Annotated in this window: 15 protein-coding genes; 7 read left to right on the plus strand and 8 right to left on the minus strand. The window is 32.1% G+C overall.

What is annotated here, in order from left to right:
• Nucleotides 1-126 precede the first annotated feature (126 nt).
• Nucleotides 127-1,710, minus strand: a complete 1,584-nt coding sequence (locus HXZ74_RS06450) for an ABC transporter substrate-binding protein (RefSeq protein WP_286474447.1) — start codon at nucleotides 1,708-1,710, stop codon at nucleotides 127-129.
• 59 nt (nucleotides 1,711-1,769) lie between these two features.
• Here HXZ74_RS06450 and mtaB point away from each other — a divergent pair, with 59 nt between their 5' ends.
• The 4 genes from mtaB to HXZ74_RS06470 all read left to right on the plus strand — a co-directional run bounded on the left by mtaB (nucleotide 1,770) and on the right by HXZ74_RS06470 (nucleotide 5,640).
• Nucleotides 1,770-3,107, plus strand: a complete 1,338-nt coding sequence (gene mtaB, locus HXZ74_RS06455; RefSeq protein ID WP_038332401.1) for a tRNA (N(6)-L-threonylcarbamoyladenosine(37)-C(2))-methylthiotransferase MtaB — start codon at nucleotides 1,770-1,772, stop codon at nucleotides 3,105-3,107.
• A gap of 109 nt (nucleotides 3,108-3,216) precedes the next feature.
• Nucleotides 3,217-3,747 (plus strand): DUF4136 domain-containing protein, encoded by a 531-nt coding sequence (locus HXZ74_RS06460; RefSeq protein ID WP_280061596.1) that lies wholly within the window; start codon nucleotides 3,217-3,219, stop codon nucleotides 3,745-3,747.
• A gap of 105 nt (nucleotides 3,748-3,852) precedes the next feature.
• The gene (locus HXZ74_RS06465) at nucleotides 3,853-4,455 is read left to right on the plus strand and encodes a porin family protein (RefSeq protein WP_280061595.1); all 603 of its coding nucleotides are present in this window, start codon (nucleotides 3,853-3,855) and stop codon (nucleotides 4,453-4,455) included.
• A gap of 54 nt (nucleotides 4,456-4,509) precedes the next feature.
• Complete coding sequence (locus HXZ74_RS06470) at nucleotides 4,510-5,640, plus strand: carboxypeptidase-like regulatory domain-containing protein (RefSeq protein ID WP_280061594.1); 1,131 nt, start codon at nucleotides 4,510-4,512, stop codon at nucleotides 5,638-5,640.
• A gap of 41 nt (nucleotides 5,641-5,681) precedes the next feature.
• Here the strand turns inward: HXZ74_RS06470 and HXZ74_RS06475 are convergent, their stop codons facing one another.
• From HXZ74_RS06475 to HXZ74_RS06490, 4 genes are all read right to left on the minus strand, one after another.
• The gene (locus tag HXZ74_RS06475) at nucleotides 5,682-5,975 is read right to left on the minus strand and encodes a T9SS type A sorting domain-containing protein (RefSeq protein WP_114999519.1); all 294 of its coding nucleotides are present in this window, start codon (nucleotides 5,973-5,975) and stop codon (nucleotides 5,682-5,684) included.
• 6 nt (nucleotides 5,976-5,981) lie between these two features.
• Entirely contained in the window at nucleotides 5,982-6,965 is a 984-nt protein-coding gene (locus HXZ74_RS06480; RefSeq protein ID WP_114999517.1) for a secretion protein, read from the minus strand.
• Between the two features lie 281 nt (nucleotides 6,966-7,246).
• Nucleotides 7,247-8,479 carry a 2-oxoglutarate dehydrogenase complex dihydrolipoyllysine-residue succinyltransferase gene (gene odhB, locus HXZ74_RS06485; RefSeq protein WP_181816285.1) on the minus strand — a complete coding sequence of 411 codons (1,233 nt, stop codon included), beginning with the start codon at nucleotides 8,477-8,479 and terminating at the stop codon, nucleotides 7,247-7,249.
• Nucleotides 8,480-8,497: 18 nt separating this feature from the next.
• A complete protein-coding gene (locus tag HXZ74_RS06490; protein ID WP_114999514.1) occupies nucleotides 8,498-11,287 on the minus strand; it encodes a 2-oxoglutarate dehydrogenase E1 component in 2,790 nt (929 codons plus the stop codon).
• 157 nt (nucleotides 11,288-11,444) lie between these two features.
• Here HXZ74_RS06490 and HXZ74_RS06495 point away from each other — a divergent pair, with 157 nt between their 5' ends.
• From HXZ74_RS06495 to HXZ74_RS06505, 3 genes are all read left to right on the plus strand, one after another.
• Complete coding sequence (locus HXZ74_RS06495; RefSeq protein ID WP_114999512.1) at nucleotides 11,445-12,596, plus strand: sensor histidine kinase; 1,152 nt, start codon at nucleotides 11,445-11,447, stop codon at nucleotides 12,594-12,596.
• A gap of 91 nt (nucleotides 12,597-12,687) precedes the next feature.
• Nucleotides 12,688-12,924, plus strand: coding sequence for a DUF2281 domain-containing protein (locus HXZ74_RS06500; RefSeq protein WP_114999511.1), 237 nt, complete (start codon nucleotides 12,688-12,690; stop codon nucleotides 12,922-12,924).
• The gene (locus HXZ74_RS06505) at nucleotides 12,914-13,207 is read left to right on the plus strand and encodes a type II toxin-antitoxin system RelE/ParE family toxin (RefSeq protein ID WP_114999509.1); all 294 of its coding nucleotides are present in this window, start codon (nucleotides 12,914-12,916) and stop codon (nucleotides 13,205-13,207) included. The genes HXZ74_RS06500 and HXZ74_RS06505 overlap by 11 nt, the downstream gene beginning before the upstream one ends.
• A gap of 83 nt (nucleotides 13,208-13,290) precedes the next feature.
• Here HXZ74_RS06505 and HXZ74_RS06510 read toward each other — a convergent pair whose 3' ends face one another.
• From HXZ74_RS06510 to rsmA, 3 genes are read right to left on the minus strand one after another with little or no spacing between them, the layout of a single operon-like run.
• Nucleotides 13,291-13,740 (minus strand): GyrI-like domain-containing protein, encoded by a 450-nt coding sequence (locus tag HXZ74_RS06510; protein WP_114999507.1) that lies wholly within the window; start codon nucleotides 13,738-13,740, stop codon nucleotides 13,291-13,293.
• Between the two features lie 11 nt (nucleotides 13,741-13,751).
• On the minus strand, nucleotides 13,752-15,107 hold the full coding sequence (mgtE, locus tag HXZ74_RS06515; RefSeq protein ID WP_114999505.1) for a magnesium transporter: 1,356 nt from the start codon (nucleotides 15,105-15,107) through the stop codon (nucleotides 13,752-13,754).
• 3 nt (nucleotides 15,108-15,110) lie between these two features.
• Nucleotides 15,111-15,878, minus strand: a complete 768-nt coding sequence (gene rsmA, locus HXZ74_RS06520) for a 16S rRNA (adenine(1518)-N(6)/adenine(1519)-N(6))-dimethyltransferase RsmA (RefSeq protein ID WP_114999503.1) — start codon at nucleotides 15,876-15,878, stop codon at nucleotides 15,111-15,113.
• Nucleotides 15,879-15,978 lie beyond the last annotated feature (100 nt).

Raw genomic sequence — 15,978 nt, forward strand, 5'->3', positions numbered from 1 at the left:
TTCAAACGTTAGAGAAAACTGATTATTTCAAATAAGTTAACAATTATCTAATGTCGTGAAATAAAATGAAATATTATTTAGATTTTTTTAAAAGATGTTCAAACTTTTTGAGAAATGTCAAAAGAATTATTCTTTGTAAACTCTCGTTAAATCCAATAATTTGATTGGTCCCATCGAAAAATTCTTAACTTTTTTCTTCAAAAATAACGTTGTTTGATCATAGAATAATGGCAAAATTGGAGCGTTTTGCATCATCAATGCATCCATTTTTTGATAAATTTTGGCGCGCTCTTCAGGATTATTGGTCAAAAATGCTTGTTCATACATTTTATCAAATTCACCATTTTTGTAATGTGAATAATTTGGACCTTCTGGCGCAAAGTTTTTCGAATAATATAAGGATAAAAAGTTTTCGGCATCTGGATAATCTGCTCCCCAATTTGCACGGAACAATGTAAATTTTCCTGTTGCTTTTCCATCACGCATCGTTGGTCCAGGTACAACATTCACTTTTATTGGTAAACCTAATTTTGCCATTTCTGCCGCAATATATTCGCAAACATCTACATATTCTTGTACTGTTGTCAGCTCGATTGGCGTAATTTTTTCGTTCGTTTTTTTATAGCTATTGATTAATTCACGTGCTTTTTCGGGAGAATATTTGTAACCACTTTCTGGCGAATAACCTGGTAAACCTTTCGGAATGAAACCTCCATCTGCTTCAAAAGCTTGTCCTTTCATCATATATTTGATGATTTTGTTTTTATCAACTCCATAATTCAATGCTTGACGCAATTTCAAATCAACTGCATTTGGTGCATCAAGGTAAAAACATAAATAAACAGTACTTAAATAAGGAACTTTTTGAATGGTTAAAATATTTGAATATTTTGGATTCAAATCTCCAATTGGATTTAAAATTTCATCTTTATAAGAAGGATCCAAATCTGCCATCATATCCAAATTACCTTTGATTAATTCTAAAAATTCTGAATTCTTTTCTGGTAAAAAAGATAGATTAACCGCTTCTAAATATGGTAAACGTTGTCCTTTTTCATCAAACTCGAAATAGTTTGGATTTTTTCTGAAAACCATTTTTACATTATCTTCCCAAATCTTGAATTGAAAAGGACCTGTACCAATTGGATGTTTCAAGAATTCATCGTTTCCATTTTTGAATAATTCTTTTGGGACAACAGAAGCATATTTCATCGAAATTAATCCCAAAAATGCAGGATAAGCTTCTTTCAATTTAATTTCAAAAAGTGTATCATTTATTGCTTTATACGAATTAATATTATTCATAATCCAACCTCCAGAACCTCCAGCTTTCGGATCTTTTAAACGATTAAAACTATATTCAAAATCAGAAGCAGTCACAATTCGAGTCGAATCTTTTCCGAAAGCTTCATGTTTATGAAAAAAAACATCGTTTCTTAAAGTAAAAGAATACGTTTTTCCATCTTCTGAAATTGACCAAGATTTTGCAATATCGGGCTGAATTTCTAATTGATTATCAATTTTCACTAAACTGTTGTACATCAAATTACACGCCCAGTTATTGGCTTGCGTTCTTGCATTAATCGGATCTAAAGAAGAAATATTATCGTAACGATTTAGTTTAAATACTTTGTTTTCATCGATTTCAATTTTCTTAGAACACGAAAATATTGAAAAGAATAACATAATGTAGATAAAGTATTTAGTCATTTTGAATAGCTGATTTATTTATGTTTCAAAACTATGGATAATTTCTTAAATTTGCAGCTATGAATAATCAAACTAAAACAGTTGCATTTCATACATTGGGATGTAAACTTAATTTTTCTGAAACTTCGACGATCGCAAGAAACTTGAAAGATAATGGATATCAGAAGGTTGAGTTTACAGATTCTGCGAATGTGTACGTAATCAATACATGTTCGGTAACCGCAAATGCAGACAAAGAGTGCAGAACGATTGTGAAAAATGCAATGAAAGCAAATCCAGAAGGTTTTGTTGTCGTTGTAGGTTGTTATGCGCAGTTGAAACCGCAAGAAATTGCGGAAATGGAAGGTGTTGATTTGGTTTTAGGAGCTGCAGAAAAATTTAATATTGCTGAATATTTAGACGATATCAATAAAAAAGAAGAAACAATTGTACATTCTTGTGAGATTGAAGAAGCCGATTTTTACGTTGGTTCTTATTCAATTGGCGATCGTACGCGTGCTTTTTTGAAAGTGCAAGATGGTTGCGATTATAAATGTACATATTGTACAATTCCTTTGGCTCGTGGAATTTCGCGTTCAGATACAGTTGAAAATGTTATCAAAAATGCGAATGAGATTGCACAAAAAGGAATCAAAGAAATTGTATTAACGGGTGTAAATATTGGCGATTACGGGAAAGGTGAATTCGGGAATAAAAAACACGAGCATACTTTCTTGGAATTGGTGCAAGAATTGGATCAAGTTGATGCGATAGAACGAATCAGAATTTCTTCGATTGAGCCAAATTTATTGAAAAATGAAACAATCGATTTTGTTTCAAAAAGCAATCGATTTGTTCCGCATTTCCATATTCCATTACAATCTGGTAGCGATGAGATTTTGAAAAAAATGAAACGTCGTTATTTATCTAATCTTTATTTAGACCGTGTAACAAAAATTCGCGAAGTGATGCCAAATGCATGTATTGGTGTGGATGTAATTGTTGGTTTCCCTGGAGAAACAGAAGAATTGTTTATGGAAACATATAATTTCTTAAACGAATTACCTATTAGCTATTTACATGTATTTACTTATTCGGAAAGAGATAATACAGAAGCGATCGAATTTGAAGGAGTTGTTGATCAAGGAGAGCGTAAACGTCGTAATAAAATGTTAAGAATTTTATCGGAGAAAAAACGTCAAGCTTTTTATCAATCGCAATTAAATTCGACTCAGAAAGTATTGTGGGAACATGATAATAAAGATGGAAAAATGTTTGGTTTTACAGAAAATTATGTAAAAGTTCAGACAGATTTTAATCCAGAATTAGTCAACGAAACACAAATTGTAGATTTGGTTAGAATCAATCACAATGGAATTGTTGAAGTGAAAATTCAAGAGTTAGAATTAGCAAAATAAAATTGTAAATATTAGTTAAAAAGAAGTTCAAGTATTTTGAGCTTCTTTTTTTTGATTTACCTTTACATTTAGGAATAATAATTGTAGTTTTAAATAAAAAATCAAGGTCATGAAAATTATACATTTTACTTTTATAATTTTGTTGTCATTATTTGTAACAAGCTGTGGAACAGTTCAAGTAAGTACAGATTACGACAGATCAGCAAATTTTGCTTCATATAAAACTTATACTTTTCACCAAAAAGGATTAGATAAGTTAAAGGTTAACGATTTGGATAAGAATCGATTAATTAAAGCAATTGATGCGCAAATGGCTACAAAAGGATTTACAAAAGTAAGTTCTGATGCAGATTTAGTCATTAACTTATTGACAAGTTCTAAAGAACAAGTTTCTGTAAATAATAACAATTGGGGTTATGGACCTTATGGTTATTATGGCGGATATTACGGAGGAAATAGCGTTTCGTCTTATCAAGCAGGGACAATTGTAGTAGATATTATTGATGACAAACGTAATATATTGGTTTGGCAAGGTGTTGGTTCTGATCTTAATTTGAGTAATATTAGCGCAAAAGCAGAAAGAATTCCGCAAGCAGTACAGGAAATATTAGCTAAATTTCCACCTCAACCAAAGAAATAAATTTTCGAAAATAATATAATAAGCTCTTCATTTGGAGAGCTTTTTTTGTGAAATGAAAATTGTATTAAAAAAAGCTTTAATTTTGTTAAAATTATACAATAACTTATGAAAAATTTAAAAACCAATCTATTAAGTTTATTTCTTTTAAGTTTATCTACTTTTTCTTTTGCTCAAATCGAATTTGGAGTTAAAGGTGGTGTTGGACTTAGTAACACAACTATTGTTCATGGAGTTTCTAAAGAGAGAGTTGGATTTTTAGCTGGGGGAGTTGCAAAATATCAATTAACTACTCGAAACGAAAACCATTATTTACAAGCCGAAGTTTTATATACTACTCAAGGTGAATATTCGTTATATAAAGAAGGCGGAGAGAAATACAAAGCGTTCTTAAATTACATCAATATTCCAATTATGTATAAATACTATTTTGATGATCAAGGAAAAGATTTCTTTGTAGAAGGTGGTCCTCAATTGGGTTTCAAAGTGTCAGAAAAATTTGATGAAGATGAGCCAGAAAGAACTAATAATGTTCCAAAATCATTTGATTTAGCATTTAATATTGGTGGTGGATATTCTATTGATAGAAAATACGAAATTAATTTAAGATATCAATATGGATTAATAGATACTTACGACTATAATCGTTGGGATAACGGAACAAATCGTTCATCATTTTTAACTTTAGGAATTACATATTTCTTCAAATAAATTCAAAACCGCTTTATAGCGGTTTTTTTATTATCTTGTTTTAAAATTTAGTCAATGAATTTTAAACAAATTATTATTTTAGGTTTTCTATTAATTAGTAGTAATCTATTCGCACAGAATATGATAAAAGGAAAAGTGGTTGATGAAAAATCGCTTCCAATTATTAATGCAGAAATCTATGTCGATAATTCTACGATTAAATCAAAAACAAATGAAAAAGGAGAATTTGAACTAAATCTTCCTAATGGACAATATAACTTAATTGTTCGTGCAAGTTTGTTTGAAAATTATATTCTGAATGTCAATACAAATCAAACCAATTTTTATAAAGTTATATTAGAGCCTGAAGTGGTAGCGTTGCAAGAAACAGTTGTTCAGGCAATATCTAAAGAAGATTGGTTGTATTATTATCAAACTTTTTTAAAATTATTTTTAGGAAGTAATGAAGCTGCTAAAAAATGTAAAATCGAAAATCCTAAAGATTTGAGGTTTAAATATGATAAAAATACACAACAATTATCTGCTACTTCTAGAAATCCTTTAATCATTACAAACAATTACTTAGGTTATAAAATAGAATATGATTTGGTTGATTTTAATATTAATTTCAAGTCAAATTATGTCTTAACTCTTGGAACAGCACTTTTTACTGAGCTAAAATCATCAGCTTCTAAAGAAAAAAAATGGCAAGAAAATCGTCGTAAATCTTATTTAGGAAGTGTGACTCATTTTATGAAAGCAGTTTATGATAATAAAATTGAGGAAGAAGGATATGATATAAAACGATTGATTCGCAAGGATAATCCAGAATATATAAAGTTTAAAGAAGAAACTTTGTTAGGAGGTAGAATCGTAGGTAAAGTTCCTCCAAAAATTATTACTTATTTAGTTAATCAAAAAGTTCCATCTGATAGTTTGAAAATCGTTGATAATAATGATCAGTATCTTAATTTTAAAGGATTGTATTCAGTTGAATATAAAAATGAAAAAGAGGATTTGGACTATGCAAAACAAAATGGCGCAAAATATATTTCGAACCAACTTTCTATTTTCGCTATAAAAAGCGATTTACTAAAAATTGAAGAAAATGGAACTTATTATCATCCTGCTAATTTGGTTGTTGAAGGATATTGGAGTTGGGAAAAAATAGCAAACATGATTCCTATGGATTATAAAATTGAATAAAAAAGTCACTCAATGAGTGACTTTTTTTATAATTATCTGAATTAGTTTTTAATAAACTTAATTGATTCATTTGTTGAATCAGTTTTTATTTTTATGATATAAACTCCTTTATTTAAGAAACTTAAATCAATTTTATTATTCATAATATTGTCTGAGTTCCAAACTTTTTGACCTGCTAAATTATACACTTCAGCAGAATTTATGATAGCTTTTGTATGAATTGTCATTTCATTCATAACAGGATTTGGAGAAATTGTTGTAATAATTTTATCCAAAACATTTTCATTTGTAGACAAAGCTTCTTTCAATTCTATTACAAAACCTTTAAGATCCATTTCATCCTAATTGATTCCTATACCTCCTATATATTTTCCATTCGGAGAAATACCTGTAGGCAGCACAAAAGTAAAACTTTTGCTATCATACCCAACCTCTTTTACATAATCATCAATTTTAACAACTCCTTTATCTTTAAACCAAATAAAACCTTCTCCTTCTGTATTTGTAGCATACCAAGGCTTCCAATAACCCACCGCAGTATTTCCATCATCAGAAACAGCTACAATTGACGTGTTATAATCTGGATCTGAATGAACTATTTCTGTATAAGTATTAGTTGTTGCATTGTAAATATATGCTTCAGGTTCGTTGAAACCAACAATAATATTTCCATCAGCAGAAACTGCTAACGCCTCTCCTACAAGATTACCTTGTTTATCTTTAATAAATGTTTGTACACCGTTTTTCCAATAAACTCCTTTACGGAAACCATTTTCAGAATCTTGCCATCCTACAACAACAGTTCCATCTCCATTTACAGAATTTGGTCTTGAACTTTTACCTGCGACTGTAGAGCCCAAATCTTTCATTCCATTTGCTCTATTCCAAATAACTCCTATAGCTTGAGAAGCAGATTTCCATCCTAATCCAACGATCGTTTTACCATCGCTTGACATTCCCCATGAAGAAGTATCACTACCATTTGCACTTGCTCCTAAGTACTCCCATGTTTGCGTAGTTGTATCATATAAAGCCATTTCGTCGATTCCTGTAGCTGGATTTGTCATTGTTCCTGATACTAATTTTCCATCAGCAGAAATCGTTGTATTACCTGCTATATAATCATTATTTCCTCCAATTTCTCCAATTACTACAGGACCTTCTTCTTTTGTCCATTTAAAATGCAATACTCCTGCAGCATTTCCTACAGCTACACCGTCATTAGAGATATCTGTAACTTGAGCCCATGTACCCACATCATACACCTGAGCATTTGATTGTGAAAGTATTAACAATGTTAATACACTAAAGTAAATTTTCTTCATAATTTTATTGTGTTAATTCATTACTTTAAAATTATATTATATTTCAATATATATTAATCAGCAATAATTTAAAGAATTAATTTCCTTAAAAACAAAAACATAAAACACTTGTAATCAATAAATTAACATTTAGAAATTACATTATTTAAAAAACTGAATTTCTTTAAATCAATTACAAAAACACAAAAAAATAATATTATAAATCAAATCATTACATAAACCAAAAAAGCCATTCTTTCGAATGGCTTTCAATTTATGGATTGTTAGAATGTTTTTATGTATTACAATTCTAAAGCTCTTTTAGCGTCACCGCCCATTAATACGTTTAATGGATCTTCTACCGCTTCTTTAACTGCAACTAAGAATCCTACAGATTCGCGTCCGTCGATGATACGGTGGTCATAAGATAAAGCAACATACATCATTGGAGCGATAACGATTTGTCCGTTTTTAACAACTGGACGCTCAACAATATTGTGCATTCCTAAGATACCTGATTGAGGTGGGTTGATGATTGGTGTAGACATCATAGATCCAAATACACCACCATTAGTGATTGTAAATGTACCTCCTGTCATTTCATCAACAGAAATTTTTCCGTCACGTACTTTGATTGCTAAATCTTTGATAGATTGCTCAACACCACGGAAAGTTAAGTTTTCTGCATTACGTACTACTGGTACCATCAAACCTTTTGGTCCTGATACTGCAACAGAAACGTCAGCAAAGTCAAATTTTACTTGGTAGTCACCGTCAATCATAGAGTTTACGTCTGGGTATAACTCTAATGCGCGTGTAACTGCTTTTGTAAAGAAAGACATGAATCCTAAACCAACACCGTGTTTAGCTTTGAATTCGTCTTTATATTGGTTACGTAAAGCAAAAATTGCAGACATATCAACTTCGTTGAATGTAGTTAACATTGCAGTTTCATTTTTAACAGAAACTAAACGTTGTGCAATTTTACGACGTAATGATGATAATTTTTTCTCTGATTGAGCACGAGTTCCTTGAGTAGAAGTTCCCATTGCTGGTGTAAAACGAGCTGCATCATCTTGAGTGATACGTCCGTCACGTCCTGAACCTTTTACTTGAGAAGCATCGATACCTTTTTCGTCTAAAACTTTTTTAGCCGCTGGAGATGGAGTTCCCGTAGCGTAAGTTGCAGCTGGAGCAGCAGGTGCTGATGTAGCAACTGGAGCTGGAGCAGCTTTTACTTCTTCTTTAACCTCAGCTTTTGGTGCTTCTGCAGCTGGAGCGCTTCCTCCTTCTGGTTTAGCAGCTGATGTATCAATAAGACAAACAACTTGTCCTACTTCTACAACATCACCTTCTTCCGCTTTCAAAGTGATAATTCCACTTTCTTCTGCTGGTAATTCTAATGTTGCTTTATCTGAGTCTACCTCTGCAATTGCTTGGTCTTTTTCTACGTAATCACCGTCTTTTACTAACCACGTAGCGATCTCTACTTCTGTGATTGATTCCCCTGGTGATGGGACTTTCATTTCTAACATATCTATTAGCTTTATTTTTTAATTGAATACTTTATTAATTACCTCTTCGTAAATTGCAGCCCAACGTTTGCTTGAACCTGGCGCTGTTGCAGCACTTTCTGCTGGAGAAACTACGTCGAATGGATATTTTCTTAATTTACGTAAGATGTACATCCAAGCTCCCATATTTTCTGGTTCTTCTTGTGCCCAAACCAATTTAGCATTACCAAATTTAGAGATGATAGCATCTACTTTTTCTTCATTTAAAGGATATAATTGCTCTAAACGAATAATTGCAGTTTCTTTATCTCCTAATTCTTGGCGTTTTTTGTCTAAATCGTAGTAGATTTTTCCTGAACAGAAAACTACTTTTTTCACTTTTTTCGCATCTACTGTTACATCTTCGATAATTTCTTGGAAACCTCCGTTTGAGAAATCTGCTAATGATGATACTGCTGATGGATGACGTAATAATGATTTTGGTGACATTACAACCAATGGTTTGCGGTAATCTGTTACAACCTGTCTTCTTAATGCATGGAAGAAGTTAGCTGGAGTTGTGATATTAGCAACAAACATATTGTTACCAGCACACATTTGTAAGAAACGCTCTAAACGTGCTGAAGAGTGCTCTGCTCCTTGCCCTTCATATCCATGAGGCAATAACATTACTAAACCGTTTTGTAATTTCCATTTATCTTCTGCTGCAGAAATATATTGGTCGATTACGATTTGTGCTCCATTCACAAAATCTCCAAATTGAGCTTCCCAAATAGTTAACGCTTTAGGATTTGCCATAGCATATCCATAATCGAAACCTAAAACTGCATATTCAGATAATAATGAGTTGTAGATTCTTAATTGACCTTGTTCATCATTAATATGGTTTAATAAGATAATTTCTTCTTCTGTGTCTTCAGTTTTTACAACTGCATGACGGTGAGAGAACGTTCCGCGTTCTACATCTTCCCCAGAAACACGCACGTTACGCCCGTCTGTTAAGATAGAACCGAAAGCTAAAGCTTCTCCTAATCCCCAGTCGATTTTATCTTCCTCAATCATTTTTCCTCGTCCTTCAATTAAACGAGAAACTTTTTTAATTAATTTTTTACCTTCTGGAACGGTAGAAACAGCTTTTGCAATTTCTTTTAATTTTGCTTCGTCGTAAGCAGTATTTGCTTGTTCAAAAACTTTTGCATCATCAGCAATTTCAAATCCTTCCCACTCTTCTGGCATGAAAGGGAAAATGTGATTACGCTCAATTTCTTTAGAAGCTTCAAAATTCGTTTCTAATAAAGCTTTAAATTCCGCTTCTTTTTGTTTAACGATTTCTTCACCAATTACACCTTCTTTTAATAATTTATCCTTGTAAATTTCACGAGGATTTGGGTGTTTAGCGATTAAGTTATATAATTTAGGTTGAGTGAATTTTGGTTCATCACCTTCGTTATGTCCATATTTACGGTATCCTAATAAATCGATGAATACATCAGAACCGAATTCTGCACGATAATCTGCTGCAAAACGGAAAGCGTGAACTACCGCTTCTACATCATCAGAATTTACATGCATTACAGGAGACAATGTTACTTTTGCAACATCTGTACAATATGTAGATGTACGCGCATCTAAATAGTTTGTTGTAAACCCAATTTGGTTATTTACCACAACGTGTACTGTTCCACCTGTTTTGTATCCGTCTAATCCTGCCATTTGAACAACCTCGTAAACGATTCCTTGTCCAGCTACAGCAGCATCACCATGAATTAAGATTGGAATAATTTTAGAATAATCATCTTTGTAATCTTCCTCAACTTTTGCACGTGTAATCCCCTCTACAACTGCATCTACAGTCTCTAAGTGAGATGGGTTTGGTGCTAAATTGATTCGGATATCTTTTCCATTCAATGCTTTGATTTGATTTGATGATCCCATGTGATATTTAACATCACCAGCCATTAAATCCGTATCAAAAGCTTTTCCTTCGAATTCTGAAAAGATTTGAGAATATGATTTTCCAAAAATGTTAGCCAAAACATTCAAACGTCCACGGTGAGCCATCCCTACGATAACCTCTTGTACGCCGTGATCTGCAGAACGATTAATCAATGTATCCAAAGCAGGAATCAAAGATTCATTTCCTTCTACCGAGAAACGTTTTTGTCCAACATATTTCGTGTGCATAAAGTTTTCAAAAGCAGTTGCTTCATTCAACTTTTCTAAAACACGTTCTTTCTCCTCCTTAGATAATTTTGGTTGATTCAAGTTTTGGTTTAACCAATTCTGAATCCAATTAATTCTTTGAGGTTCTCTTACATACATATACTCGATTCCGATAGATTCGCAGTACATGTTTTCTAAGTGTCCAATGATTTCACGTAAAGTGATTGGTCCACCGATACCTAAAATTTCACCAGCGTTGAACGTTAAATCTAAATCAGCATCAGATAAACCAAAGTTTTTGATGTCTAAAGAAGGTTCAAAAGTTCTACGCGCTCTAACCGGGTTAGTCTTTGTAAATAAGTGTCCACGCGTACGGTAAGCATCAATCAAATTGATGACTTTAAATTCTTTCTGTACGTTGTCTGGAACTTGAGATACTACTGCAGGATTAACTACTGCTTGCGTTGTTTGACTAGCTCTGTTAGGAGCTGTTTGTGTTGCTGGTGCAAATAATGGCTCTCCATCATATGTTGCATTCGCAAAGTCATACCCTTGGAAAAAAGCTTTCCAACTTGGTTCAATACTATCCGGATATTGGACGTATTGATCATATAAGTCGCCTATAAACTCTAAATGAGCGGCATTTAAAAACGAAAAACGATCCATAAATTTTACTCTCTATGAGATTTAGCTACAAAAATAAACTATTTAAGGCTTTAAAAAAAATTACTTTCATCATATTTATCTTATCTCGCCATAAAAATATATTATAATCAAATAATCATTACATTTGATATAAATTTAAGAAAGATTTTACATTTAGATGAGAAATTTTCTAACAAAAAAAATAAACAAACGTTGGATTGGCTTCTTTATAATATTTGTGATTTTCGCTATTACAATATGGTCGAGTAACAAAATTGTACAAGAGCTAAAACGTGAAGAACACAAACGTGTAGAGAATTATGCGCGATCGTTAGAGTTAATAAGCTCATCCGAATTTTTAGATCCGAAAACACAAGATTTTCTATTCAAATTAATTGAAGACAACAAATCAATTCCTGTTGCACTTGTAGACGAAAAAGGCATTATTGTAGACACCAAAAATATTGATGAATCAATCGTAAAAGATTCAGTTCAATTAAAAAAATATGTCAACAAAATGAAATCGTCCGAACAAACAATCGATGTTGAATTAATCGGAACTAAAAATTATGTTTATTTCAAAAATTCAAAACTTCTTAGTCAATTACAATATTATCCGCTCATCATTATTTTATTGATTTTATTGTTTTTTGGATTTTCGTATTGGTATTTCAAAACAATTCGTGACACCGAAAAAAGTTATTTATGGGCCGGAATGGCAAAAGAAACAGCGCATCAAATTGGAACTCCACTTTCTTCTTTAATGGGTTGGGTCGAATTATTGAAATTAGAAGAAATCGATCAAACTTCGGTTATAGAAATTGAAAAAGATGTGGATCGATTGAAACATATTGCCGAACGTTTCTCGAAAATTGGTTCAACTTCTGAGCTCAAACAAACTGATATTATTTCAACTTCCAAACAAACAGTGGATTATATTTCCCAACGCATTTCTAAAGGAATTGAAGTGAATTTTGCTACCGATGTCGAAGAATTTAATATTAATCTTAATGATTCTCTATACAGTTGGGTTATCGAAAATTTGATGAAAAATGCAGCTGATGCCATGCAAAATAAAGGCGTTTTGGATATCGATATAAAAACGAAAGGTAAATTTGTCGAAATTTCTATTGCCGATACAGGTTCTGGAATTCCAACCAAATTGCAAAAAAAGATTTTTCAACCTGGCTTTACAACCAAAAAACGTGGTTGGGGATTGGGATTATCATTAGCCAAACGAATTATCGAAGATTATCACAAAGGAAAAATATTTGTTGCCAAATCATCCAAAGAAATCGGAACTGAGTTTAAGATTTTATTGAAAAAATAATCAGAAATATTACACAAAATCTTGATTATATAATAAGGTATACTTTTTGTAACTTTGTTAGAACGACAACTGTTTTGTAAAATTAATAATTATGAATGCAACGACTATTGAACAAGTGAATTCTAAATTGAAACAACTTCCTGAATCACTTTTGGAAGAAGTTGAGCGTTATATTGATTTTTTAACTTATAAACATAATCAAGAAACTGAATTTGAGTTAACGGAAGAACAAAAGGAAATTTTGGATAATCGACTTAACGAGCCAAAAGAAAATTTTTTGAATGCAAAAGATGTATTGAAAGAATTGCACGGAAAATATGATTTATAAGATTAGAATTTCTTCCGAAGCTGCCCAAGATATTGAACAAGCTATTTCTTATTATTCAAACTTTTCTACATCTGCTGCAAAATCATATTTAGCTGAATTGACAAAAGTTTTGGAAGCTTTGGAAATAAATCCTTTTTATCAAGTAAAATATAGAAATTTGCGTGCAAAACCTTTTAAATCTTTTCCTTATTTGGTTTTATTTGAAACTAATGAAGAAGAAAAAACTGTATTTATTTATGCAGTTTTTAATACACATAGAAATCCTACAAAATATCCAAAATAAAAAATGAGCTGAAAGTAAAACTTCAACTCATTTTTTAAATATCATTTTCTAATATCTAAATTCTAGTATCTCAGTACTAATTACTATTCTTTCACACCAATATAAATCTCAATTTCTGCATCAGCAGGATTTTGAGCTTTTTCGGTGTACAATTCGTAATCATATTTATACGTGCGATTTAGATTTGCATCATCATTCCAAATTTCTGCCCAAGTTTTTCCAACTGCTTCATGTAATTCTCCTTTGGCAATATATTTTTTGAATGTTTGTGGCTCAAATTCTCGCCCAACCATCCCTTCTGGAATTTCATCTAAAGAAGAAACTCCTAAACCAATAATCGTCGTATATTTTCCTGTAAAATCACTTTCGTAATCTGTGTAAACAGAATAAATATTAGAACTAATTGCATTTGGAATTTTAGTCATTATATTCTCACCAAAAAATTGATTCCACAATTTTCCTAAATCTTCAATCGCTTGACTATCATTATTAGACGTTTGAGTTGCTATTCCTATAATTTTTAACTTATTCATTTTTAAAGTTTTTAAAATCCTAAAATCATTTTCGCAATCGAAAAGTAAATCAACAAACCAAAAATATCATTACTTGTTGTGATAAATGGACCTGTTGCAATCGCAGGATCAACACCATATTTATGCAACATAATTGGAATAAATGTCCCAATCAAACTTGCTAAAATCATCACAATAACTAAAGCTAATACAATGGTTGAGGAAATTTCGTAACTCGTACTCATTAAGAAATGTGTCGCCAATAAAAGCACAAAAGCTAATAATGTACTATTTAATAAAGCCAATAACATTTCTTTTCCTAATCTTTTCCAAATAGAACCCGAAATATTACTATTCGCCAAACCTTGCACAATAATAGCAGAAGATTGCACACCAACATTTCCTGCCATGGCAGCAACCAGCGGCGTAAAAAAGAATAATTGCGGATACAAATTCATCGCATCACTAAAACTTTGCGACACATTAACAGCTACAAAACTACCTACCAAAGCCAATAAAAGCCAGGGCAAACGAGCGCGAGTTAATTTTAAGATATTATCATCAGAATCGACATTTTGAGTAATCCCGGCTGCTAATTGATAATTTTCTTCAGCTTCTTCACGAATCACATCAATCACATCATCCACCGTAATTACACCAACCAAACGCATTAATTCGTCTACTACAGGCACTTCGTACAAATCATATTTTTCGATTACTTTCGCAACCTCCATATCTTTTGTATAGGTCTTTACATATTGAATCTTTTCATTGTAAACATCCGCCACTTTTGTATTCGCAGAAGTCGTCAACAAACGCTTCAAACTCAATGTTCCAAGTAATTTTTCATCTTCATCAACCACATAAATTGAGAAAACCTCTTCTAAATCCTCAGCTTGTTTTCGCATTTGTTTTACTGCTGTGATTACCGACCAGTCTTTGTTGACTTTTATCAACTCTTTTCCCATCAAACCTCCAGCTGTATCTTCGTCGTAGCGTAAAAGATCTACAATTTCGCGGGCGTGTTCTTGATCTTCTAATTGCGCAATTACCTCATCTTTCTTTTCATCAGAAAGCTCATTAATGACGTCAACAGCATCATCGGTATCCATCTCATTAATGACATCTTCAGCAATTTCTTTTGCAGTAAGCGTTTTCAGGAATTTACGTCGATCATCTTCTTCTAATTCAAGAAGGATATCTGCAGAAATTTCATTATCGAGTAAATCAATTACAAAAGATTGTTCTTTGGTCGAAAGCTCATCAAACAATTCAGCAATATCGGCGGGGTGCAAATCTTGCAACATCTCCTTAACTGCTTTTGCATTTTGCTGATTAATACTTTCGTTTAAATCTTCAATAAAATCTTTTGTAATTTTTACCTCCATAATCTATTTCATTCTTTTCGTTAACTCAATAAAATCTTCGACAGATAATTGCTCTGCGCGCATGTTCAAAAACTCGTGATCGTTTAAATCTTCAGGAATTCCCAAAGCTTTCAACGAATTACGAAGCGTTTTTCTTCTTTGTCCAAAACCAGCTTTTACGACTTGAAAAAATCGTTTTTGTTCGATTCCTTCAATTTCTGTTCGGTAGCGTTTCATAATAATTACGCCCGATTTCACTTTTGGTGGTGGTGTAAAAACGTGTTCTGGAACGGTGAACAAATATTCACAATGATAATAAGCTTGCGCTAATACAGAAAGTATACCATAATCTTTTGTACCTTTTTTAGAAGCGATACGTTCGGCTACTTCTTTCTGAAACATTCCACAAACTTCGGGAACAGTGTAACGCTCTTCTAAAGTTTTAAAAATAATTTGCGAAGATATATTATACGGAAAATTTCCTAAAATAGCAATTTGTTCATCAAACTTTGATGAAAAGTCCATTTTCAAGAAATCTTCGGAATGAATTTTAAATCCTGGATAAAATGGTTGATAATATTCTTTTAAATATTCGACTGATTCTGTATCAATCTCCACAACCTCTATATTTTTCTTTGCTTGTAAAATATATTTTGTCAACACGCCCATTCCTGGACCAATTTCTAAGACACGATCATAGCCTTCCCAAGTTAACCCTTCGGCGATGTCTCGTGCAATATTTTCGTCATTCAAAAAATGCTGACCTAAATGTTTTTTAGCTTTTACTTTCAAAAATTCTAAATTTTAAGTTTTCTTTAACCAACTTACCGTAGAATATATACGGAATATCTTTCTTGCGAAATAAGTTTTTTTTATCTTAGCCCCAAAATTA

This window comes from Empedobacter sp. R750 (assembly GCF_030324345.1).
Taxonomy (GTDB): domain Bacteria; phylum Bacteroidota; class Bacteroidia; order Flavobacteriales; family Weeksellaceae; genus Empedobacter; species Empedobacter falsenii_C.

Bases quoted from the DNA above. Each gene is read 5' to 3' on its own strand.
- mgtE (WP_114999505.1), bottom strand. From the start codon at position 15,107: ATGGAGGTAAAAATTACAAAAGATTTTATTGAAGATTTAAACGAAAGT.
- HXZ74_RS06465 (WP_280061595.1), top strand. From the start codon at position 3,853: ATGAAAAATTTAAAAACCAATCTATTAAGTTTATTTCTTTTAAGTTTA.
- HXZ74_RS06460 (WP_280061596.1), top strand. From the start codon at position 3,217: ATGAAAATTATACATTTTACTTTTATAATTTTGTTGTCATTATTTGTA.
- HXZ74_RS06490 (WP_114999514.1), bottom strand. From the start codon at position 11,287: ATGGATCGTTTTTCGTTTTTAAATGCCGCTCATTTAGAGTTTATAGGC.
- HXZ74_RS06505 (WP_114999509.1), top strand. From the start codon at position 12,914: ATGATTTATAAGATTAGAATTTCTTCCGAAGCTGCCCAAGATATTGAA.
- HXZ74_RS06510 (WP_114999507.1), bottom strand. From the start codon at position 13,740: ATGAATAAGTTAAAAATTATAGGAATAGCAACTCAAACGTCTAATAAT.
- HXZ74_RS06480 (WP_114999517.1), bottom strand. From the start codon at position 6,965: ATGAAGAAAATTTACTTTAGTGTATTAACATTGTTAATACTTTCACAA.
- HXZ74_RS06475 (WP_114999519.1), bottom strand. From the start codon at position 5,975: ATGGATCTTAAAGGTTTTGTAATAGAATTGAAAGAAGCTTTGTCTACA.
- HXZ74_RS06500 (WP_114999511.1), top strand. From the start codon at position 12,688: ATGAATGCAACGACTATTGAACAAGTGAATTCTAAATTGAAACAACTT.
- mtaB (WP_038332401.1), top strand. From the start codon at position 1,770: ATGAATAATCAAACTAAAACAGTTGCATTTCATACATTGGGATGTAAA.
- HXZ74_RS06450 (WP_286474447.1), bottom strand. From the start codon at position 1,710: ATGACTAAATACTTTATCTACATTATGTTATTCTTTTCAATATTTTCG.
- HXZ74_RS06470 (WP_280061594.1), top strand. From the start codon at position 4,510: ATGAATTTTAAACAAATTATTATTTTAGGTTTTCTATTAATTAGTAGT.
- odhB (WP_181816285.1), bottom strand. From the start codon at position 8,479: ATGTTAGAAATGAAAGTCCCATCACCAGGGGAATCAATCACAGAAGTA.
- HXZ74_RS06495 (WP_114999512.1), top strand. From the start codon at position 11,445: ATGAGAAATTTTCTAACAAAAAAAATAAACAAACGTTGGATTGGCTTC.